The organism is Sphingopyxis sp. (assembly GCF_019459305.1).
Taxonomy (GTDB): domain Bacteria; phylum Pseudomonadota; class Alphaproteobacteria; order Sphingomonadales; family Sphingomonadaceae; genus Sphingopyxis.
In genome coordinates, this window is record NZ_JAIBES010000100.1 from 14793 (window position 1) to 39411 (window position 24619).

The window sequence follows — 24619 nt, forward strand, 5'->3', positions numbered from 1 at the left end:
TCATAATGCGACAATTCCGACGAACAACCTTATCTTTTGTACGAATTTTAATGGAAAATTAACTCTCAAGATATTGCGCTTATACAAAAGTATAAGTGGTCATACCAAAAATTGCCATTGCAGAATCACCCCCCCGGGTTTGTATTCGCCTCGTCAGTGACAAGGCACGGGCAACGGTCGCCAAAGAGAACCCAGCACGATCACAGGAGCTTGCATTGCCCATCCGCGCCGCACCCGACGCGGAAAAGCGATGCCGTTCGCCCTTAGTCGCAGCGGCCCCCGTACAGGTCGCTGCCGCGTGAACGAGCGAATATCGAGGGTGCAGGGGGCATTAGGCGATGGAATTGAAGCGGAGTGATCAGGTGGGCGAGATCGCCACCATGGCAAGGGCCATTCCGCCGGGTGCAACAACCATCGTGCCCGTCAATGGCATCGTCCAATTGCCGCCCGGAACGCGGCTCGACGCGATCAAGCTTTCCGGCAACGACCTGCTCGTTACCCTGCCCGACGGGCAGGTGCTGGTCATTGTCGATGGTGCGCTGCGTATCCCGCAGATCAAAATCGGCCCGATCAACATTCCGCCGCCGACAGTCGCCGCGCTCATCGCCGGGCAGGAGCCCGAGCCAGCCGCTGGTCGGCCGCAAAGCTCGGGAGGCAATTTTGCGCAGACGCCCGGCGACATCGGCGACCCCTTTGGCCTTGGCGATCTACTGCCGCCGACCGAATTCGGCTTTGTGCGGACCCTGGATGTCGAGGTCATTCCCGATGCCCTCGATGACAAACCGAGCGTCCTGATCACAACCCCCGACCAGATGGTTGGGGTGACCGCCGCGACTGCGATCGTATCAGAGGCAGCGCTCGCCGCGCGCGGCGCCGAACCCGCGGGGACCGACCCCGCCTCGCCGCGCGGATCGACGAGCGGCACTATCCAGATCGCGGCGCTCGACCAGCCCGTTGTCGTTGCGGTCAATGGCACCGCCGTTACCGCCGTAGGCCAGGTCATTGCGACGCCGCTTGGCGAGATCGTGATCACCAGCATCGCCCCGGACCTTATCGATTACGTCTACACGCTGACCGACAACAGCACCGATCCCGCCGCGACCGATATCGTCACAATCACCGTGACCGATAGCGACGGCGATGTCGGCACCGCCACCCTGACGCTGACAATCGAAGACGACGCGCCGATCGCGCGCGCCGATGTCGACGATACCGAACCCGACAGCCGCTTGCCGCAGGCGGGCAATGTCATCACTGGCGACGGGACCGTCAGCGGCGCCGATGGCGCCGACTCGCCCGGCGCGGACGGCGCGGTCATCACCGGCATTCGCGGCGAGTCAGCGAGCGACTTCAGCCCGACCGGCACCGCGGTCCAGGGAGAATATGGCCGCCTGGTGATTGCCCCCGACGGCACTTACGCCTATATCCGGTCAGCCGGGACGCCGGGCGGCGTCAGCGATGTTTTTACCTATCAGCTGACCGACGGCGACGGCGATGTATCGACCGCGACGTTGACGATCCGCATCAGCGACAGCACGCCCAGCCTGCTCTTGCCCGCGGCGGGCGACGACGGCACCTTTGTCCACGAAGCCGGCCTGCCCGAACGCGACGGCGAGAGCCCTGGCTCGCGCGACGGCGATGATTCCAACTTCACCTTTGGCGTCATCCAATTTGCTGCGGGCGATGGACCTGCCGCCCTGACAATCAACGGTGTTGCGCTCACCGAAGAAGGCCAGGCGATCGAACTTGCCACCGGCACCTTCTATGTCGTCGCTATCAATCCTGATTCGATCGAATATTTCTTCTGGCTCACCGACAACACGTCCGGCGACAATATGTCGCAGTTGATCACGGTCGGCATCACCGACCTCGATGGTGACACGGTATCGGCCAGTTTCGAGATCGACATTATCGACGATGTCCCGGAAGCCGTCGCCGATTTCGACGGCATTCCGGCAGGCACTTTCGGTCCCGCCACCGGCAACGTCATCACCGATGGCGAAAATGACGGCGGGCTCGATTTTCTCGGTGCCGACGGCGCAAGCGTGTCGTCGATATCGGGCGCGGGCGATCCCGTCGCGGCCGGAACGCCAGTCGCAGGACTCTACGGTATCCTGACGCTGAACAGCAACGGCAGCTACAGTTATGTCCGCAATCCCGGCACCCCCGGCGGGGTGTTCGACACCTTCACCTATCAATTGACCGACGGCGATGGCGACACCGCGACCGCGACACTGCAGATTGCGATCGGCAACAGCGGCGTCACGCTCCAATTGCCCAACGGCGACGACAACGGCCAGTTTGTGTCCGAGGCGGGGCTCCCTGCCGGATCGGCGCCCGGTAGTGGCTCTGCCACAACCGAGGGCTTGATCACCTTCGCCGCAACCGATGGCGTGGACGCGGTCCGCATCAATGGCGAAGCGGTCACGGCGGTCGGCCAGACGATTGCAGGCGATTTCGGCACACTGACCGTTACCAGCATCACGGCGACATCGATTGGCTACAGTTACACGCTTATCGACGCCACGAACGGCGACGATGTTACCGACAATTTTGGCGTCGTCGTGACCGATCTCGGCGGCGACACCGCCAGCGGTTCGCTCAGCATCGTCGTCGAAGACGATGTCCCGACCGCGAATGATGATCTCGAATGGCTTCAGGCGGGCAGCACGGCGACCGCAGATGGCAATGTCCTGACCGGGGTGGGCGGCAACGACGCTAACGCTGCCGATGGCGAGACCGACGTCGCGGGCGCCGATGGTGCCAGCGTGACCGCCATCGCGTTCGGCGGCGACAGCGGCGAAATCAACGGGCTGACTTTTGGCGCATATGGCACGCTGGCGATCGCCCCCGACGGCAGCTATGTTTACACGCTCGATCCCGAAAATCCTGATGTCCTGGGCCTCGACAGCGACGACGAACTCACCGAGACCTTTGACTATGTCATTACCGACAGCGACGGCGACGAGGCGGCGGCAACACTGACTGTTGTGATCCGCGGCCGCGACGACATCGTCACGATCAACGGCCTCAACCCCGACGGCGCAGAAACGACCGTTGCCGAGGCGAATCTCGCCGACGGCTCCAACCCCAACAGCGATGCACTGATCCAGACCGGCGAATTCAGCTTTGACGCCATCGACGGCATCGCCGCTATCACCATTGCGGGGGAAACCCTGTTCGACGGCGCGATTGTTGCCGGGCTCGTGATCACCACTGATATCGGAGTTCTCACGATCACCGATTTCGCGCCAGTATTTGACGCGGCGGGCGACATCGTCGGCGGCACGATCAGCTACAGCTACGAGCTCAGCGATAACAGCGTCCTGCATGCCGGGCCGACCGATGCCGCACTGACCGAGAGCTTTGCCATCGAGATTACCGACAGCGACGGTTCGGTGGCAACGGCGAGCCTCGACGTGCTGATTGTCGACGATGTTCCTGTCGCCCAATCCGAGCCTTCAATCACCGTGGCTGAAGATGCCGCCCCCATTTCGGGCAATCTGCTGGCGAACGACACGCTCGGCGCTGACGGCGCGGCGGTCACCTCGGTGACCGTCGGCAGCACCGTCATCGCGATCGCCGCCACCGGTACCACCACCTACGCCAACGCCAATGGCACCTACAGCTTCCAGGCCAATGGTGCCTGGAGCTTTGATCCGGTCGCGCAGATCAGCGTGTTCCCGATCCACGCCAATTTCACCTACACGATCACCGATGGCGACGGTGACCAATCGTCGGCGGTGCAGTTGATTCGCCTCGCCGACGGGACATTGCCGACTGCCAGCGACCCGATCCAGCTGACCGTCGATGATCAGCATCTGGAAAGCGGATCGACCCCTTCGCCAATGCAGCCGGTTTCGAGCACCGGCAACATCGTCTTTACCCCAGGCTCCGACGCAATCGCGTCGATCAGCTTTGGTGACATCTCGACGCTCGACGGCGGGCTCAGCTGGACGCTGGAAACCGACAATCAGATCATCGGCTGGGACGCCAACGACAACCCGGTCGTCGTGATCGACCTCAGCCTGTCGGGCAATGTCGCAGCGGTCACCGTCACGCTGCAGCATAATTATGGACTGCACCCCGATGCCACGATCGACGATCTCGCCGAACTTGGTTTTATCGAGGTCGTCGCGACCGACGCCGACGGCGACCAGATCGCGGGGGCGGTCAATATTGCGGTCTCCGACGACGTGCCGTCGATTACCGCCCTGTCGCCGCCTGCAGGGCTGTTGACGGTCGATGAGACCAATCTGGCGCAGGACGCGACGGCCAATTTCGCCAGCCTGTTCAATATCCTGATCGGTGCCGATCAGGATGGCAGCACGGTCAGCTATGCATTTGAAGTCACGACGGCCTCGGGGTTGGTCGATGTTGCCACGGGTTCAAAGATCGTCCTGCAGGCGGCAGGCAATATTGTCGAAGGACGGCTGCAAGACTCGCCCTCGACGGTCGCCTTCCGTCTGACCGTCGCCAATGATGGACAGGCGACACTCGACCAAATCCGCGCCGTTCGCCATCCCGACGCCAGCAACCCCGACGACCCGGTGACGCTGTCGCCGTTTCTCATCCGGATGATCGCGACAGTTACCGACAGCGACGGCGACCAGGCGTCAGCGCTCGTTGCGATCGGCAGCATGCTGGTGTTCAAGGATGATGGCCCGTCAATCGACGCGGCCAACGTCGATACCAACGCGATCACCCTGACGACGCAGGACGGCGACACGCGCGGCAGTGCCTTCGATGTCGCGACCGCCGATCTGTCATCGGCCTTTTCAACTTCGCTGGTTCAATTCGGCGCCGACGGTCCCGCAGGAGCCGGCGCGGTGGCCTGGACCTATTCCCTTATGCTGGGCTCGGCGGCCGCGACCTCCGCCCTGACCAGCAACGGCGTGCCGGTCACGCTGGCCCTTGTCTCCGGCGAGATCGTCGGCAGCGCGGCCGGCACGCCCATTTTTTCCATCGCCGTCGACGCCGCGACCGGGGTTGTTACGCTCACCCAATTTGCCGAAATCGATCATCCGCTGCCAGGTTCGCCCAGCAACTATGCGGCGCAGCTAGTCGAGCTGGCCCCCAATCTCGTCGAGCTGCGCGGTACCGCGACGATCGTCGATCGCGACGGCGACAGCATCTCGGATACCGTCGCCGTCGATCTGGGCGGTAACATCCGTTTCGCCGATGATGGCCCGTCGATCACCGCTGGCGGCACCGCGTCCACGCTGACGGTTGACGAAAGCGACTTCGCCAGCAATGCAACGGTCAATCTGTCCGGGCTGTTCACCGCAACGACCGATTTCGGCGCCGACGGCCCGGCCACCATTGCTTATGAACTGGGCGTCTCCGCCGGGGCGAGCGGCCTGATCGACGCACTGACGGGTGAAGCGGTAATCCTGTCGATTGAGGGCGGCGTCGTGTTCGGGCGGACCTCGGCCCACGAAGTGTTCCGCATTTCGGTGGCGCCGGGCGGCCTCGTCACCTTCGATCAGTCGCGCGCGGTCCTTCATACGCCCGACAGCGGCCTCGACCAGACGCTCTTCCTTTCGGGCAGCAACCTGATCACGCTAACCGCCATCGCAACCGACGGCGACGGCGACACCGCGCAGGCAACCGCCGACATCACGGGCCATTTCGCGATCCGCGACGACGCGCCGGAGGCGGTGAATGACGACGACAATGTGGCGCGCGACGGGCAGAATTTCGCCGACGGCAACGTGCTCACCGGGATCGGCGGCAGCGATGACAATGGCGTGGATGGATCGCCAGATAATGGCGGCGCCGACGGCGGGCTGCTGGTCATTGGCATGGCTTTCGGCGCAACCACGGGAGCGGCAGGATCCGCGCTCACCGGTGATCATGGCTCAATCACCATCGCCGCCGACGGCAGCTATCGTTATGATCTCGATCCCGATGACCCGGCGGTGGTCGCACTCAATGCCAACGAAACGCTGACCGACACCTTCCAATATACCGTTCGCGACGCCGACGGCGACACGTCGGTCGCGACAATCACCATCTCGATCACCGGGGCCAATGATTTCCCGATCGCGCGCGCCGATACCAATTGGGTGATCGAAGGACCCAGTGGTTCGGATCCGAGCGCCACCGGCAACGTCCTGCAGGACATCGCGCATCCAGGCGCACCCTCCGGCAGTTTTGCCGACATCGCCGATAACGACCCCGACCTCGAAGCGATCACGGTGACGTCGGCTGGCACCTATGTCGGGCTCTACGGCACGCTCGTGATCGCAGCAGACGGCGGCTACACCTACACGCTCGACGAGGACAAGCCGGTCGTCAATGCGCTCGACAGCGGAGAGACACTGATCGAGGGCTTTGCCTATACGGTCAGCGACGGATCGCTGTCAGTCAGCTCGATGCTAACCATCACCGTGTTCGGGACCAACGACGCGCCAACGATCGGCACCGCGATCGCGCGCGTGTCGGAGGAAGGCCTGCCGAACGGCCTTCCCGATGCGGCGCCGAGCGCAACGCTCGATACCACCAATAGTGCAACCTTCAGCGGAACGCTCGCGATTGGCGACGCCGACGTCGGCGAGACCTTGATTGCGACGCTGGGCGATCCGGGTGCGGTGCTGACGGCCGCGGGCGTGCCCGTCGCCTGGAGCGGCGCCGGCACCGGCACGCTGATCGGCTCGGTCGGCAGCTCGGAAGTCATCCGCGTCACGCTCGCATCGACCGGCGCCTACACGGTAACGCTGTCGCGCGCCGTCGATCAGCCGACCGTCGCACTCGAGGACCTCAAGGATTTCTTCGTGCCCGTTTCGGTGTCCGACGGCACCACGACGACAACCAACGCATCGGCGATCCAGGTCGTGATCGAAGATGATGCGCCGACCGCAACCGGCGAGACGGGGGCAACATCGCAGCCGGCGCAGGATGTGAACACGCTCTTCATCCTCGATTTCAGCGACAGCATCGACGATGGCGAACTCGACACGATGCTCGAGGCCGTGCAGGGCGCGCTGGCGCAGCTCGACAGCGCAGCATCGGGCGCCTTGACGATCAAATTTGTGATCTTCTCGTCCGGTTCATTCGCTTCCGAATCCTTTTCGACCGCAGCAGACGCGAACGCTTATCTCGATACGCTCAATCCGCTCGCGGGCGGCGAGCGGCCGTCGGAAGACGATATCGGGCTCAATACCAATTACTCCGGCGCGATCCAGACGGCGCTCGCCAATTTCACCACGATCCCGGGAGCCAGCAATCAGGTGTTTTTCCTGAGCGACGGCAACCCGAACCAGCAAACCCAGTTCGGCGGCATTCCGCCGATGGTCATTAATTCGCTGACCTCGGCCACCGCCACCGCTTGGAACAATTTCGTCGACAACCACAATGTCAACGTCACCGCAATCGGCATCGACAATAACCCGCTGCAACCGCTCAATATCCAGCGGTTGCGCGACGTCGACCTCAACAACGCACCGAACAACGAACCGATACTGGTCGACGATTTCGAGGATCTGGTCGCGACCTTGCTGTCCGTCATCGTTCCGTCGGCTGTATCGGGCGATCTCGACGCCAATGACTTTTTCGGTGCCGACGGCGGGCGCCTGCAGTCGATCACCATCGGTACGGCGACCTATAGTTGGGATGGCGGATCGAGCATCGCCGTGTCGAGCGGCGGCAGCATCGCCGGGACCACGCTAAACGCGATCACGACCCCGATGGGCGGCACACTGACGCTGGATTTCGCGACCGGCCAGTATAGTTACCAGCCGCCCAGCCCGATCACGGTGACCGCGACCGAGGTGTTCAACTATGTCGTGACTGACCGCGACGGCGACACCGCGAGCGCGAACTTGTCGGTCACCATCACCGCGCTCGCGCCGCCGATCGCAGTTGATCTGGATGGCGACGGCGTCGAGTTCGTATCGAACGCCGCGGGCGTGCACTTCGATTACAATAGCGACGGCGTTGCGGAAAGTACGGCTTGGGTCGGTGCCGACGATGGCCTGTTGGCGATCGACAAAAATGGCGATGGCAAGGTCAACAACGGCGCCGAACTGGTGTTTGGCGGCGCGGGCATGTCCGATTTGCAGGGGCTCGCCGCCACCTATGACGGCAATGGCGACGGCAAGCTCGACGCCGCCGATGCCGAATTTGCGAAATTCGGGATCTGGCAGGATGCCAACAGCAATGGCGTGACCGACGCGGGCGAATTCCGCTCGCTGATCAGCCAGGGCATCATCAGCATCGCGCTAACCTCTGACGGGCACGCCTACACCGCCGCCGATGGTCAGGTGCAGGTGAAGGGAGAAGCATTCTACACCCGCACCGACGGCAGCACCGGCAAGCTCGCCGACGCGGCCTTTGCCACCAATTTCGCCGACCAGCAGCGTATCGCCGCGACCAGCGGAACCGCGGGACTGTCCACCGCGATGCTCGTCGCCGGACTCGCCGCAGCCACGCCGCTGGCGGCGCGCCCGCCCGCAGCGCCTGATGGTGACGCGACGGTTTCGGCACAGCAGCCCGGAATATCAAGCGAAGCTGCGGAATATTCGGCGCCGCTTCCCGCCGCCAAGGCCGACGGGCTCGTCCACGAATATTTCTCCGGCCCGGCGACGGCCAAGATCGAAGCCGATCCGACCCAGCGCCAGATGGACGAGGACGAACGCCGCGAGGCGCACAGCGACGAGTTCGACAGCGCAGCACCCGATCAAAGCTATGCCCAGCTGCTCGCGGGAACCGAGGTCGATCTGCCGCGCGAACCCGCGACAACCACCGCATCGGGCGATCAGATGCAGATGGTCTTACCACCGCAGGCGGTGCCCGACCTCGCTGACGCACCGCTCGAAACGATTGTAGCGGCCGCGCTGGAAGGACCGCAGGTCGAACTCGACGCGCTGCTCGGCCCCGCGGCACCCGAGGAACACGGGCTCGCGCGCATCATGCTCGGCGACGGCGGTTCTATCGGCTTGCTCGGCGACGGTGGTTCGGGCGCATCAGCTCATTCGTTCATCGCCGATCTCGCGCAGCAGCATGTCGTGGTGCAGCTCGAACAAATGGCCTCGGCGGGTCACGCATAGGCCGACCGGCAGCGATGCCGGACATTACGAAACACCGGCGCAGGGGAAGGTCACGCAGAAGGATTTTCCACCGCGACCGGAAAAATGCAGGGGACATAAGATGCCGAAAATTCGTACCGCAGTCTTGTTGCTTACGGCGATTGCACTTGGTGTAACACACGAAGCCGGCTGGACACAGCGGATCGAGCTGAAGACCGCGGTCGAAACGGCGGTTCAGACCAACCCCGAAATCAACCAAGCGGTCGAGAACAAGACCGCGATCGAATTCGAACGTGAACAGGCGCAGCGCCTGTTCGCGCCGCGCGTCTCGGTCGAGGGCTCGATCGGCATTCGCCGCCTCGAAAACGGCACGCGCCGGGCGTTGGGCATCGCCGACAACAAGCTGTACCCGATGGAGGGTAGCCTCAGCGTGGAGCAGACTTTGTTTGACGGCGGGGTTCGCCGCAACGAGGTCAGGCGCCAGGCAGCGCGCACCGACGGCGCTGCGTTTCGAGTCGAGGAACGCTCGCAGTTTATCGCGCTCCAGGTCACACGCCAGTATCTCGACTATCTGTTGCAGCAACGGATCGTCGCAGCATCCGAGGACAATATCGATTTCCACAGCAAGCTGGTGACCGACCTTCGCGAAGGCGTAGCCAAAGGGTCGCTGAGCATCGCCGATCAGCAGCAAGCCGAGGAACGCCAGCAGGCGGCCCGCGCGCGGGTGACCGAGGCCAACCTCGACCTCGTCAACACGTCTGCGTCATTTCGTACCCTGACCGGGCTCGACCTGGTCGACGGCGCCACGCTACCTCCTACGCTCGCGGACAATATCCCGGCGACGCTGGAGGACGCGCTGGCGCGCGTGCGCGAACGCAACCCGCGGGTGCGCGAAGCACAGGCCGATCTCGACGCCGCCCATTCGCTGGTCCGCAAATCAAAGGCCGAAATGTCGCCAACGCTCGCGCTCGAAGGCAACGCGCGGATCGGCGACGACATCGACGGCTTCCGCGGCGAAACCAACGACCTGCACGCAGGATTGGTGCTGCGTTGGGACATTTTCAACGGCGGCATCAAAGGCTCGAAGGTGCAGGAAATGTACCGGCGCGAAAAGGAAGCGCGCTTCCGGATGGACCAGATGGTCCGCGAGGCCGAAGAGGATGTCCGCGTCGCATGGAACACGTGGGACGCGCAAGGCAAGCTGGTCAAGGAGCTCGAAGAACAGAGCCGCGTTTCGGACGAATTGCTCCGCTCGTACCGCGCCCAGTTCAATGTCGGCCGCCGCTCGCTGCTCGACGTCCTCGACGCGCAGAATACCCGCTACAATGTGCAGGTCCGCACCGAGACCGCGAAATTCGCGCAATTTTATTCGGAGTTCAAACTGCTTGCAGCGCTCAACGACCTGCTTGCGGCGATGGACGTCCAGCCGCCCGCTGCGGCCGCAGCAACGGCGCGCGAACGCTTCAAGGTCAAACCGACCCCTGAAATGGATCCTGAAGCGATGCGAGATCCCACATGAATTATCCGGTCGACGCCCGCGGAGTGCGGCGGTCGCGCCAGCCGTCCCCCGCAACGGGTTTCGAAGCATGGCGCAGCACCCCCGCGCAGGGCGATGAACTGCTCGACGCCGTGGCGGCGATTGCCGCGCAGTTCGAGCGCCCCTTTTCCGACCTCCGGGTCAAAAAAGGGCTAGCACTCGACGACGACGGTCTGGTGCCGCTGGACCAACTCGACCATGCGCTCGAGGCGGTCGGGCTGCGCTGCCATCTCGTGCGGCGGCCGCTGGCCGGCTGGAATGCGCACGATGTCCCGGCGATCCTGTTGCTGGAGGGCGACCGACCGCTGGTCCTGACCGCGATGGACGATCAGACCTGCTCGGTTCGCCTGCCCGGCGCGAGCAGCGACGATCAAATCGATCGCCGGCTGCTCGAGACCGCCTATTCGGGCCAGGGCGTCATTGTCCGCCACAACCCCGCCAGCGAAACGGCGCGCGAGCGGCCGTGGGATCAGGCGACAAAGCAGCACTGGTTCTGGAGCGAGGTGTGGAAGGAACGCAGCCAATATGGCTATGTGATGTTCGCCTCGCTCCTGATCAACCTGCTCGCCTTCGCGATGCCATTGTTCACGATGAATGTGTACGACCGCATCATTCCCAACAAGGCGGCGGCGAGCCTGTGGATGCTGGCGCTCGGCGCGCTGTTTGCGATCGCGGTCGAATATGGTCTGCGGCTGGCGCGCACCGGGCTGATCGACGAGGTCGGACGCGGCATCGACGCGCGGCTGTCACAGCGCTTGCTCGACAAGGTGCTCAACCTGCCGATGGCGACCCAGCGCGGCAGCACCGGGGCGCTCGCCCGACGCGTCACCGACTATGAACAGGTCCGCGATTTCTTTGCTTCGACCACCGTCGTGCTGCTGACCGACATCCTGTTTTTGGTGGTCTTCGTCGCGCTTATCGCCGTGCTTGGTGGCTGGCTGGCGGTCATCCCGATTGTCGCGATGGTCGTGATGCTGGCGATGGGCTGGGTCTTGCAGCGCCGGATGAGCGCCGCGGTCGCCGACGCCCAGGTCGACGCCAGCATGCTGCAGACGACGCTGGTCGAAACAATCGGCAGCCTCGAAACGGTCAAGGCCTGCCGCGCCGAGGGCCGGATGCTCGGCAAATGGCGGCGGCTGTCGGCGTCGAATGCTTATACGCAGGAAGAAATGCGCAAGCTGACCGCCACTGCGGTCAACCTGGCGACGCTGTGCCAGCAGGCGACCGGCATCGCGCTGATTATCGGCGGCTTCTATCTGTTCAACGCCGGTACGATTTCGATGGGCGCGATCATCGCGATCGTGATGCTCGCCAGCCGTTCGCTGGCGCCGGTGGGCCAGCTCGCCTTCCTGATGACGCGCGGACGGCAGGCGTTCGTTACCTTGAACAGTCTGCAACAGCTGATGGATCAGGACGACGAGCGGGACAAGGGCAGCCGCTCGATCACCCCTGAAGTGCGTGATGGGCGGTTGCAGCTCGACCATGTCGGTTTCCGCTACCCCGATACCGAGCGGGAATCGCTGGCCAGCGTCAGCCTGAACATCGAACCGGGCGAGCGCATCGGGCTGATCGGCCGCGTCGCATCTGGCAAATCGACACTGGGTCGCGTGTTGTGCGGGCTCTATGATCCCACCAGCGGCAGCTATCGCATCGACGGCCTCGAAAGCCGGCAATATGATCCGCACGACCTGCGACAGGCGTTGCGCTTCGTCGGTCAGGATGCCGAGCTGTTCAGCGGCACCGTGCGCGAAAATCTGCTGGTCGGCGCCAGCGACGCCGACGACGCGAGCATCATCGACGCGGTCCGCCGCTCGGGCGCCGACGAATTCCTTGGCCGCGATACCGCAGGATTCGATTTTCATATTGGCGAGCGCGGGGCACGCTTGTCGGGCGGTCAGCGCAGCTTTCTGGTTCTCGCGCGCGCGTTGATGACCCCCGCGCATCTGCTGTTCCTGGACGAACCGACCGGCGCGATGGACAGCCAGACCGAAAAGCATTTCGTCGATCGCCTGCAAGCGGCGATTCCCGCCAGCCAGACGCTGGTCATCGCCACGCACCGGATGACGGTGCTCGGGCTGGTCGACCGGCTGATCGTCATGGACAACGGCCGGATCGTTGCCGACGGCCCCCGCGACGAAATCCTTGCCCAGCGAGCCGCATCATGACCGCCGCGACCGCTCGTCGATACGGAACCGTTGCCCGCGACGACAATCGTCGCACCATCTTGTGGCTTGTTGCCATGGCAGTGGTGGTAACGCTGCTCACTTCGCGAACGATGTGGGCGCAGCTGGGCGATCTTGTCGGCGGCGACATCGCCGATACCGCCCACACCAGCCCCGACGCGCCGGTAATCGCCGACCCCGAAATGGCGCGGCTCATCAAGCTGACCGAAGATCCCGGCGCAACGCCCATTCAGGCGCCGGAAACCGCGATGACGCGCAATGAGGCAATCCCCTTCTCCAGCGGTCCCGTCGCCTCGGCGCGGCCTTTCCACCCCGTCACCGCCGATCAAAAGGCGGTCATGACCGCGCTGCGCTGCCTGACCCAAGCGGTCTATTTCGAAGCGGCTTATGAGCCGATCGCCGGGCGGCGCGCTGTGGCTCAGGTCGTGATCAACCGCGCCCTGCACCCAGCCTTCCCCAAATCGATCTGCGGTGTCGTCTATCAGGGCGTCAACCGCCCCGTATGCCAGTTTAGTTTCACCTGCGATGGATCGCTCAATCGGCGCCCCAATCCGGCCAAGTGGCAGGAAGCCGAAGATGTCGCGCGCGCTGCGCTCGGCGGTTATGTCGAAACCTCGGTCGGTCACGCGACCCATTATCACGCCAATTATGTCTCGCCCTATTGGGCGCCGAAGCTGGTCAAAATCGCGCAGCTTGGCGCACACATCTTTTATCGCTGGCCCGGCAAATGGGGAACGCCGGGGGCGTTTTCGGGTCGCTATAGCGGGATGGAAGCCATCCCCACGATCCTGGCACGCAGCGCGGTGCTACGCTCGCGCGACGGCGGCGACGGACAGACGCTGATCCAGGCATCGTCGGGCAACACGCTCGAAGCCTCGCAGGACCGCCGCGCCGACAATGACGCCGGCGGCCGGCTCGACACGTCGCTCGGCTGGGAGCTGGCGATCCCCGAACTCGAAGAAAGCAGCCGCGCCTCGCGCATGATGGCACGCCAGCAGGGCGGCGAATTTGATATTGCAGTGAAGGAGAGTGGCTCATGATCAGATCGCGACCCTATGTCGGCACGCGCCGGATCATCCTGGCGTCGGGGGTCGGGCTGTTCGCTTTTGTCAGCTGGGCCAGTTTCGCCCAGGTCGATGAAGTCACCCGCGGCCAAGGGCGCGTCATCCCGTCGAGCAAGGCGCAGATCGTGCAGTCGGCCGAACCGGCGACAATATTGGACATTGTTGTTCGATCGGGCCAGCCGGTCCGCAAGGGCCAGCTATTGGTGCGCCTCGACGATACCGAATCCTCGTCGCAGCTCGGGCAAATCGAGGCCGAAAACCGCTCGCTGGCGGCCCGCGCCGCGCGCCTGGGGCGCGAAGGCAACGGTGCAGCTGCGGGCGATTGCGCCCCCAACGCCAGCGGCCTCAGACCGGCGGAATGCAGCCAAGAGGCCGACCTGCAATCGGTCCGCGCCGCGACCCAGCGCAGCCGCCGGATGGCGCTGAATGCCGCGATCGAGCAGCGCCGCCGTGACTATGGCGAAGCACAGGCGACCATCGCCTCGCTGCGATCGAGCCTGTCGCTCGCGCAGAGCCAGGTCGAATTACTGGCACCGCTCGCCGCCAAGTCGATCGTGCCGCAAACCGAATTGCTCACCGCCCAGCGCGAAGCAACCGAAGTACGCGGCAAACTGGCCGCTGCCGAACAGGCGGCGTCACGCGCCGCCGCCGCGATCAGCGAAGCGCAGGCGCAGGCCGCCTCTGCAGGGCTGGAATTTCGGCAGGAAGCCCTCGACGAGCGCAATCAGATCGTTGCCAAGATGGCGGTGAATTCGGAATCGCTGCGCGGCGCCACGGGTCGCCAGCAGCGCAGCGAAATCCGCTCGCCTGCGAACGGTATCGTCAACGATGTTCAGGTTACCACGGTGGGCGGCTTCGTCCAGGCGGGGCAAAAAATCATGCAGGTCGTGCCGGTGGGCGACAAATTATTGATCGAGGCGCGCGTCGCGCCGCGCGACATCGCCTTCATCAAGGTCAACGACCGCGCCAATGTGAAGGTCACCGCTTACGACTTCGCCGTCTATGGCGGCCTGTCCGGTCGCGTCGTCCAGATATCACCTGACAGCCTGTATGACGAAGCCACCAAAGAGGCATATTTCACCGTCGTGGTCGAAACCGACGTCGCCTATCTGCAAAACGGCAAGCGGCAGCTACCAATCACCCCGGGGATGGTTTGCGATGTCGAGGTGCTGACGGGCAAGAAGAGCATCCTCAGTTACTTGTTCAAACCGTTCCTGCGGGCACGGTCCGAGGCATTCACTGAACGCTGAAACGGTTCGAGCAGGGCGGGGTCACAGAGTTTTACGCGACGGTTCTTTCCCGCGGCGATGACGCCTGTCAGGCCGCCCTGCCAGAATAGGGCGGCGGCCTAACGTCGGCGCGGACGGGCTTTACCTCGCGCAGCGTCAACTGCACCGGCTCCCCCAGGCCATTCTTTACCCCCCAGGTCGCCGCTTGGGTGCGGTTTTCGACGCCCAGCTTGCGCAGGATCGCCTTCACATGCACCTTGACGGTAGCTTCGCAGATGCCGAATTGCCGCGCGATCACCTTGTTCGCCATGCCGGCCATAATGCTTTCCAGGATTTCGATCTCGCGGTCCGACAGGCCCACCGAAGCGGCACTGCTTTTCCAGTCGCCGCCGAGTGCGGCGGGAACCCAGCTGGTCAGATTGTTCACGAGTTGCGAAGGAAAAACCTTTTCCCCCAGCGCCGCCAGCTTGATCGATTCCACCAGCGGCGCGCACAGGATTTCTTTGACGATGACGGCATCGACGCCGATCTGAAATGCTTCGACGACATCCTCGAACACATAGTGATCGAACAGCAGCGCCAGGCGCGCATGAACCCTTTTTGCCGCGAGCCTCCGACAGGCGTCAAGCCCGAAGCTGATTTCCCCGCCATCAACGACGATCACATGGCAGTCGACGTCATCCGCTATCATCTCCTGCGAGTTGAATAGCGCCGAGACATCGGAACCCGATGCTTGAATTTGAAAGCTTTCGCCGGAAAGGATGTTGCGTAACCCTTCCCTTGCGATTTCATACTTCGCCAACAGCGAAATCTTGATCAACTGCGACATATCCGCCTCCCTGAATTCTCAGTCAAGGCGACCCCACCTGTCTGAACTTCGGTCTAAAAGCCAAATTCCCTTTGATGTTCACCGCGGCGGACCCCTCCCCACGTTGAATATGTTAACCTTTTAGTTTCGTTATCCAATAACTACACTAAAGGTTATACAACTAAATGACAGAATCTACGAGGATTTTGATAGATACCCATAAAGAGGTATGATCGATTCTGCGGATGTGTGCGGGAATCGCGCCAGCTTGACATCGCGGCGCACTTAATCATATCAAATTCAATGACTTATCTTGAGGACGCCGAACCGCCGATTTGCTAGCCTTCTGGGGGATCGCTGATATGCGCGCTGGCCGGAATCTGGCCGCAATCACTAATAATTCTGGTTAATCCGTGACGGTCAATCGATAAAGAATCCGATTTGAATTCATTTAACTTCGCGAGTCGCGCTCGACTCGAAGTTGCCAGCTTGGTGATAAAGCGCTCTCGTCACGGAAGCTTCTGAAATCCGGTGATTGATACACCCCGCGCTGGTCCGCAGATCATTTCGCACCGCGCGGCGGCAGGCGTTCGAGCATCTTGGTCAGTTCGTAGCCGATCGACAAACGCGCCAATGTGCGCCTGACGCTCATATCGCGCACCAAAGCGGTTTTGAACGAAGTACGCGAGATTGCGGCAGGTGCTCCGCTGGCAAAGGCTATTGCCGACGCCTTTCCTGTGGCTGAGGCCGCCGGCGCTGGAGCGTCACGATAGCCGTGAATCCAGCGCCGGTTGCCGCTGAACGACAGGATCGGCCGCATCGCATCTGACTGGCGGCCATCGTAGATCTGGTCGGTCATATTATCGAGCACGACCCACCCGGCTTTCGACCGGACCAACAGGAACGCGTGGTCGGCGTTGATTGCCAAGTCGCGCAGCAGGACGAGTTTCATCCGGTCGTCATCGATCCCGGCTGCGCGAAGCATGTGCATTTTCAGGATCGCAAAGTCCTCGCAATCGCCACTGCCGCGCGAAACCGTCTCGTCGGCGGTCGCCCAAAAGTCGCGCTGCCGATAATTGCGCTCATCATCGGCATAAGCAATCTGGCGATTGACCCACAGGTTGATGCGATCGAACATCGCCGCCTCGCCAAGCCCTTTCATCACCGCGGCGCGCTTGAGCTGCACCTGCATCAGCGACGGCGCCGGGGCGCGGCGCACGCGTGCCCAGCGATCATCGAAGCGCGTCGTATCGACCGGAATGGCCTGTGTCCCGAGCTCGCTGTCCGCATCGACGCCAATCGCCGCCCTGGCCAGTTGTTGGCTGCATTCGATCCGCGGATGCGTGCCTGGCGGCGGTGAAACCGTCAGACCAATATGCTGAGAAGGGAAACGACCATCCGTATCGGTGACAATCGCCGGGCCGACCAATATCGCCCCTTGTCCGGGCACAATCTTTGTTATCGACGCAGCGCTTTCCTGGTTCGCCCGCACCTGGTCGAGCGCGCTCAACGGCTCGACGACGGCAGGAAGCGAAGCGCCAAAAGAAGAGGTCGCCAACGCAAATGCCGAATTGCTACGACAGGTCTCGCCGACTGCAAACAGCTTGGCATTTGTCGACTTTTGCGCGGGGGCCTCAATCTGAGCATAAGCAGTTGTGGGCGACAGCATCGCTGCGACAATCGCCATCGCGAAACGCGCGGCCCCGCAACTGCCGGAAGTATATTTGCGCGCCACCATGCCTCCGAATATGCCCGGGCAAGATGAGTATTCATTTCATTGGAATGGTTAATCCCGCGTAAACCGATGACCGACGACGTGAGGAGAGTGTAAGATCGCCAGCATTTCCGTGGCGGTTCCCAGTGAGTCCTGCACGCCCGCTCGAAAAATAGCGCGGCGAGGAATACACGGCGACGTATCGGCAGGCTCGGCAACAAGCGGGCAGCTTGATCCGACACTCAGGCTCCGGAGATGGCCGTCACTACCGCCGAGCAGACTGATCGAGCCCCGGGGACACGGAGACGCTCTGCGCGTCAATCATCGACCTGCGCAGCCCCGCTACCGTCTCGCAAATCGGTTCCAGGCAAGGTCCACCCTGCAGTGGGAATGGCGGTTCTGGGAGCGTCCCGCCCATTGCCCGGCTCATTTCACGCAATTGGCACCGATCGGGGCTACGGGGAGCCAACCCTGCCGCGTTCGCAGCTCTTGTGGCGGGGTCGCTTCAGGCGTCATAAAAAAACGCCGCCAGTCTTTCGACGGGCGGCGTTTCTCGATCGTCGCGTTAATCAGGCGTAAGTTACGGCAAACTTCTTGCGGCGATTTGCGGCGCGCATCGTCCCGCCGACGAAGCCGAATCCAATCAACATCATGGCCCAGGCAGCCGGCTCGGGGACGGCGCTCATGCCCTGGACGTCCCCAAACGCGAAATTATCCACGCCAAGCTGCGAGTTGCTTGAAAACGAGATCGAATTGATGCCCGTCGAGGTGAAGGAGAATGATGACGGAAAGCCCGAAATTGCAATCGATTCCAGCAGGTTTCCACCGATCCCGAAAGCGCTGGCGGTTCCCGAGGAATTGCTGACATTGGAGAAGCTGAAAGCGTCGGTAATGCCAGCAAAGGTGATGGTGAACGGGTTCGCAAAATTGTTGGACGACACGAAGATGCCATTGGCTGGCGCAGGGCAGCCGCCACCACACTGCCGGTAAAAGGCATTGGTAAAGGACGCGCCGAATGCGCTGAAATCATTTCCTACGCTACCGCCAGCAAAGGTCGCAGCACCTCCTGCGGTCGTCTCGAAGTCGATAAATTCTGCTGCAGCAGCAGGGGCAGCGCCGATCCCGGCGAAGATCACAGCGGAGATGAGAAGTCGCTTCTTAAGTGTCATGATTCTAGCCCCTGGTTAAGTTAAACATTTGTGCAAACTTAACATTTCCTAAGCAGCAAATCATGATCACTGCAACCTATTGCTGCCGATCCCGCCGACCACATGTCTTATTTTGAGACAATATCGCCGCGATGAAGCTCGTCCGGGCGAATAGCTTTTGGCTGCGAACGTGCGCCGATGGCGTTGCCGTCCATACGGCCGGGGCGGGTTGCGCACCAAAGGCTGGGACTGATGACCTCGAACCGCCAGGCGCGGTTTGGATCAACTGCCCTTTTTCTGGGCCCGCGCCGCCCTGACACCGGCAAGAAACTGCTTTTCGCTGAGCTTTACCGCCAATCCATTTTTCGAAAGGAAAAATGCGGCGCGCGGCATGGTGATGTTGCCTTCGTTGGTTGCAAGCAAGGCGCCCTGCGGCGTTATCGATGTGACCTTGCCCAGCACTACCGCACCGTCGGCGCTGCGCACCGCGGCACCCGGCTTCAGTGCGCCGCCCACTGCTGCAGCATTGGCCTCGGCTTGCCTCAGGACGGAGAGAATTTTTGCCTTCGTCGTCTGCAGAGCGGGACCCTTGGCGCCTTTCACAAAGGCCTGCCTGGGCACACCCAACCCATTGCCGTCGATCGAGACGGCGACCCTGTCTCCCGTCACCTTGGCTATCTTGCCGACCGCTTCGCCATTCACGTCATAGACTGTGGCGCCCGCGACCAGCGAAGACGCAGGCGCCGGCTCTTGCGCCAGCGCCGCCGCTCCAGCGAGCGGTGTCGCGCCCGCAAGAAGCAGCGCCGCGATCGGACGGAATAATTGGTGCAATTGAACGCTCCTGTCAGACAAGCACGTCCTCGCGTGTAGCATCGTGTGGCCGCATACCGAAGAGGATGGTGCCGGTCGTGCAACAGACACGGCGAGCCGACGGCCCGCCCATAGGACGCGATTTACAAATGGCCGCGACCAAAAACCCGGTCATGGACGCCAGGCATCCCCTACCGGGGACGCTTCGTGCGGCGGGCGTGGATGACAGCGTCCTCGGTCGCCAGTTTCTGCCAGCGATCGAAACGCGACAGAGTCAATGTGCCCTCGGCGATCGCGGCGCGGACAGCGCAGCCGGGCTCACCGCCATGCGCACAGTCCGAGAAACGGCATTGCTGCGCGACCAAGATGAAGTCATCAAAGACCTCGGCTATGCCCTCGGCCGCCTTGGATAGCTGAAGTTCGCGCATGCCGGGCGTGTCGAGTAACCAGCCACCCTGCGCCAGACGGTGCATCTCCCTGACGGTGGTCGTGTGGCGCCCGGTGCCGTCGCGATCACGAATTGGCTGCGTGGCGATACTGTCCGAACCCCGTAATGTGTTGACCAGCGTCGACTTGCCGACCCCCGAGGAACCGAGCAGCGCGACGGTTTTGCCTTTGCCGCACCAGCCAGCGAGCCGAGCGGCGCTTTCGGTATCGCGGCCATTGACGGTCTCGACATGCAGCCCGGGCTGGATTGCGCGCGCCGCCGCCGCAAAAACCTCGCCCCGGTCGGTCAGGTCGATTTTGGTCAGGACGACGACAGGATCCACCCCCACCTCGCGCGCCAGCACCAGGTATCGTTCCAATCGCGCGACGCTGAAATCCTCGTTGCACGAGGCGACGATGAACAATGTGTCGACATTGGCGGCGATCATCTGCTCTTTTTGCGGATCGCCGGCCGCGCGCCGCTTGAACAGATTCATCCGCTGCAGGACGCGCAAGGGCGCGGCGGTGTAGCGGTCGATCAGCAGCCAGTCGCCGACCGTCGGATGATCGTCATCAGGGGACGCGCCCGCTATATAAGGGGTGATGAAGCCCTCAAACTCATTGCCAGTCACGGCGATCTTGCCGCGATGAACCGCCATTACGCGGACGGGGCGGCATTTCCCGGCCTCCGCTTCGGTGACCTGCTCGCGGAAAAAATCGTTCCAGCCAAGTGCTTCCAGGGTTTCATCACGTGATCGCATAACGCGGCAGAACTATCCTTCTCTGCGATCCCCATAAGAGTCTATCCGTTCCGGTCGCAATGCGGGCACCCTTTATAGGGCAATTCCACAGCCGATAGCGAGCGTGTCGGACACAGCATGTTGCCACGCCGGCTTTTCGCGTGGGCGAATATATCACCCGCAGGCGGGATCCGTCGATCGCTCAAGCTCCAGCAATTCATGCCCAGGCAGGCCATTCAGCTCATTCCGGTCGGAGACAAACTAGCAGCTTCAATGTCGAATTCGGCGGAATGCCGCCAGTGTCACAAGAATATACTTAGTACTTGAAGTATTTTTTTTCGCTGATATTCCTACGCTGGGAACGGAGAAATTGCCGTCGGCGCGCGCACGGGATCTGTGCAATCCTGGGCCGAAGGCAGAAAAAATGCCGCACACACAATCTCACGTTCCAACAAACAGGCCGGATGCGGATGCCGCATTTTCCGACGCGGTGGGCGCGTGGGGAAAGTGGAGCTGATTGGCTAAATTGTGGGAGGATATCGATGAGGAATTTAGCTGTTTTGCTTGCGACCGTCGCCGCCGGATTAATTTCGGTTCCGGTGAATGCGCAGACTGCACCCGCGACTGACGAGGCGGTAGCGGGTGCGCAGGCCGATGCCGAACCAGACATTATGTACGGCGAGATCCTGGTTACCGCACAGCGCCGCTCGGAAAGCATTCAGGACGTCCCGATCGCCATCTCGGCGTTCAACAGCGACATGGTCGAAGCCAGCGGCAGCACCAATATCACCAGTCTCAACGGCCTAGCCCCAAACGTTGTCCTGCAGACGCAGGGACTGGTGGCCAACGTGCCGATGATCGCGATCCGCGGCATGAGCACGGCCGATCCGGATCCCAATGCGGACCCCAAGGTCAGCACCATCATCGACGGCGTCTATATTCCCTTCGTCTCAAGCACGATGCTCGACCTTTTTGACGTCGAACGCATCGAGGTGCTGAAGGGACCGCAGGGCGTGCTGTTCGGGAAGAATAACCTTGCCGGCACGATCAACGTCATCACGGGCCGGCCAACCGACGATTTCGGTGCCGAGGCCCGCCTGACCATTGGCTCTTTCGGGCTCAAGCAGTTTCGCGGCAAGCTCAACACCGGCCGCTTTGCGAATGATGCCCTGGCCGCAAAGGTCTCGGTCAATTTCCGCGACTACGACGGCTATAGCCGTAACGTCATTACCGGCAATCGCCTCAATGGCGCCAATGTGAAGTCGGTTCGCGGTGCACTGGAGTTTGATCAGGGCGGGGCGTTCGATTCCACGCTGATCGTCGATTGGCTGAAGCAAAACACGACCGGCCCCGCGCCCAACGTGCTCGACAATGGCGATCCCAACTGGGACCTGCTGCCCGATGCCGTGAAAAACGATGTTCGCAAGGCTGCGGTCCTTTTCGATCCCATTGCGAACACCGAAACCTATGGCGGCTCGTGGTCGTCCAATCTCGATGTGGGCTGGGGTCGTATAAGCTCGGTGCTTGGCTACCGGCATCTCACCTATATCACCCGCGGTGATTTTGACGGCCTGATCACGCCTGCACCGCAGCTCGATGTCACACGCGACTTTTCAGGTGAATCGAAGAGCGGCGAACTGCGCTATGTGTCGCCCGAGGGCGAACCCGTCGATTTCGTCGTCGGCGCCTATTACCAGACAGACCAGTGGCGCCAGTTCAATACTGTCCTTGCGACGCCGACCACCACCACCCTGGCTCAATTGCGTCAGGACACGGAGAGTTACGCCCTCTTTGCGCTGGTCAACGCGCACCCTGCGCCTGGGCTGACCTTGTCGATCGGCGGGCGATATAGTCACGACAGAAAAAAATACGACATCGCGACGCAGGTGCGGGTCAATGGAAACCAAATCTCTTCCTTCGCGAGCAGTCTCGAAGCATCCTGGTCCGAGTTCACTCCGCGACTGACCGTAAATTATGAGATCGCACGCGACGTCATGGTCTACGCCAACTATTCGCAAGGCTACAAGGCTGGCGGGTATAACTCACGAGGCACGATCCCCGAAAATATCGGGCCCTATAACCCCGAGCGGGTGAACGCGTTCGAGATCGGCGCCAAAACCGATCTGTTCGACCGTCTGCTGCGCCTTAATGTCGCCGGGTTCATGAATAAATATCGCGATCTGCAAAGCGCGGTCACACGGATGGGCGCGGTACGCGCTGAAAATATCACGACCAACGTCGCGGCCGCAAAGATATCCGGCTTTGAAGTTGAAAGCCTTCTGCGTCCGGCGACTGGCTTCACCATCGGTGCCAATATTGCGTATCTGCATGCGCGATATACCGATTTCTGCGCCGACACCAATGGCGTGTTCACCAACGGAGCCGCCGAGCCCGGGCAGTGCGGGCCAGCCGTACCGATACTTATCAACGGCGTTCCCAACGGCACGTTCGCGGTTCCAACCGATTCCACCGGTCTCGATCTCGCCAATGCGCCAAAATGGAGCGGCAGCCTTTCCATCGACTATGCCATCCCGACATCGTTCGGCGAAATCAAGTTGCACAGCGACGCGCGTTACTCGGCCCGGTTCAACACCTGGGGCCGCAGCAACCTGCCCGGCTATTATCGCGACGAGGTTGTGCTGCTGAACGCAAGCATCGCGCTGGCCGGTCAGGACGATCGCTGGAAGGTAACGCTTTATGGGTCGAACCTGACCGATCAGGAGGTCATCTCGGGCGCGACGAATGCCGGCGCTACCCCGATCAGCCAATTTTACCAGCCGCCGCGCGAGTTTGGCATCGACTTCGCGGTAAAGTTTTAGAAAACGACGCTCGCACAGCTAATTGGCTGTGCGGGAGGTCCATCTGGTAACGGGGAGAGAGAGATGAGCCTGGAATTGGATCGGCGCACCTTTGTCGGCGGCATGGGCGCGCTTGCGGCGGGAGGATTGACCTTCCCGGCATTCGCGAAGAATGGTAAAAAGTTAAACGTCCTGATGATCGTGACCGATCAGGAGCAGAGCCTTGCAAGTTACCCGAAGGGATTGCTGGAAAAGCTGCCCTATCATCGCGAACTGATGGATCGCGGCATGCTGGTCGAAAATTATCATGTTCATACTACGCCCTGCACGCCTTCGCGCTCGACGATTTTCCAGGGCCACCACACCCAACGTACCGGCCTCTTCCTCAACAGCGACAACGCGCCCAACCCGGTTGCCGCCGAAGACATGCCGACCCTCGGCCATATGATGCAGGCAGCCGGATACTACACGAGCTACAAGGGCAAGTGGCACCTCAGCCGCATGAACTTCGAACGTAACTGGCCGCGGGTTCCCGGGGGCATCTATCCCAGCACCGAACGCGCGATGGAAAAATATGGCTTCCACGACTATGGGTTCGACGGTGAGGAGCTGGGCCTCACATGGGACGGCTATCGCGCCGACATGTATGTCGCAGGCGATGCGGCCCGCAGCATCTTCGACTTTGTCCGGCGCGACAAAGCGGGAGGAAAGCCCTGGTTTCTTGTGGTCGGCCTGATCAATCCACACGATATCATGTTCTATGACGCGACGGGCGAGCAGGCGAAGCACCGCACACATCCCGATATTCTTGCTCCGCTGCGCCGCGAACCGGGCGATCCGATTTACGAAGTCGACAACAAGTTCGACCTGCCCGAAAGCTTCTACAAAGACGATCTCAGCACCAAGCCCGAGGCACATCGCGCGATCGTGCGGCTCAACGACCTCTTCTACGGCCCGATGCCACACGATGACGAAGCGTCGTGGCATCGGTTCAACAATTATTATTATAATTGTCTGCGCGACGTCGATCGACGGTTGGGACAGTTGCTGTGGGCCTTGAAAGAGAGCGGCCAGATCGACAACACGATTATCATCTATACCAGCGACCACGGCGAGGGCGCCCCCGCCGCCCC

At 62.0% G+C, this 24619-nt stretch carries 12 protein-coding genes; 7 read left to right on the forward strand and 5 right to left on the reverse strand.

From position 1 onward, the window contains the following. Positions 1–338: 338 nt before the first annotated feature. From K0M74_RS12030 to K0M74_RS12050, 5 genes are all read left to right on the forward strand, one after another. Positions 339–9050 carry a DUF5801 repeats-in-toxin domain-containing protein gene (locus K0M74_RS12030; protein WP_293972459.1) on the forward strand — a complete coding sequence of 2904 codons (8712 nt, stop codon included), beginning with the start codon at positions 339–341 and terminating at the stop codon, positions 9048–9050. Positions 9051–9150: 100 nt separating this feature from the next. Beyond that, positions 9151–10548, forward strand: coding sequence for a TolC family outer membrane protein (locus K0M74_RS12035; RefSeq protein WP_293972462.1), 1398 nt, complete (start codon positions 9151–9153; stop codon positions 10546–10548). Further along, positions 10545–12731 (forward strand): type I secretion system permease/ATPase, encoded by a 2187-nt coding sequence (locus K0M74_RS12040; RefSeq protein ID WP_293972465.1) that lies wholly within the window; start codon positions 10545–10547, stop codon positions 12729–12731. The genes K0M74_RS12035 and K0M74_RS12040 overlap by 4 nt, the downstream gene beginning before the upstream one ends. After that, positions 12728–13789, forward strand: coding sequence for a cell wall hydrolase (locus tag K0M74_RS12045; protein ID WP_293972468.1), 1062 nt, complete (start codon positions 12728–12730; stop codon positions 13787–13789). The genes K0M74_RS12040 and K0M74_RS12045 overlap by 4 nt, the downstream gene beginning before the upstream one ends. Then, positions 13786–15063 carry an HlyD family type I secretion periplasmic adaptor subunit gene (locus tag K0M74_RS12050; RefSeq protein ID WP_293972471.1) on the forward strand — a complete coding sequence of 426 codons (1278 nt, stop codon included), beginning with the start codon at positions 13786–13788 and terminating at the stop codon, positions 15061–15063. Before K0M74_RS12045 ends, K0M74_RS12050 begins: the two co-directional genes overlap by 4 nt. 67 nt (positions 15064–15130) lie before the next feature. Here K0M74_RS12050 and K0M74_RS12055 read toward each other — a convergent pair whose 3' ends face one another. From K0M74_RS12055 to rsgA, 5 genes are all read right to left on the reverse strand, one after another. Then, on the reverse strand, positions 15131–15871 hold the full coding sequence (locus K0M74_RS12055) for a response regulator transcription factor (protein WP_293972474.1): 741 nt from the start codon (positions 15869–15871) through the stop codon (positions 15131–15133). A gap of 541 nt (positions 15872–16412) precedes the next feature. Further along, the gene (locus tag K0M74_RS12060) at positions 16413–17408 is read right to left on the reverse strand and encodes a transglutaminase-like cysteine peptidase (protein ID WP_293972477.1); all 996 of its coding nucleotides are present in this window, start codon (positions 17406–17408) and stop codon (positions 16413–16415) included. Between the two features lie 725 nt (positions 17409–18133). After that, positions 18134–18733, reverse strand: coding sequence for a PEPxxWA-CTERM sorting domain-containing protein (locus K0M74_RS12065; RefSeq protein WP_293972480.1), 600 nt, complete (start codon positions 18731–18733; stop codon positions 18134–18136). A 261-nt stretch (positions 18734–18994) separates the two neighbouring features. Further along, on the reverse strand, positions 18995–19543 hold the full coding sequence (locus tag K0M74_RS12070) for a hypothetical protein (RefSeq protein WP_293972484.1): 549 nt from the start codon (positions 19541–19543) through the stop codon (positions 18995–18997). 170 nt (positions 19544–19713) lie between these two features. Next, entirely contained in the window at positions 19714–20709 is a 996-nt protein-coding gene (gene rsgA / locus K0M74_RS12075; RefSeq protein WP_293972487.1) for a ribosome small subunit-dependent GTPase A, read from the reverse strand. 302 nt (positions 20710–21011) lie between these two features. On the opposite strand from rsgA, the gene K0M74_RS12080 reads away from it, so the two are divergent. Then, entirely contained in the window at positions 21012–23507 is a 2496-nt protein-coding gene (locus tag K0M74_RS12080; RefSeq protein WP_293972490.1) for a TonB-dependent receptor, read from the forward strand. Between the two features lie 63 nt (positions 23508–23570). After that, positions 23571–24619 (forward strand): sulfatase-like hydrolase/transferase (locus tag K0M74_RS12085; protein WP_293972493.1); only part of this gene is annotated, 1049 nt, incomplete at its 3' end.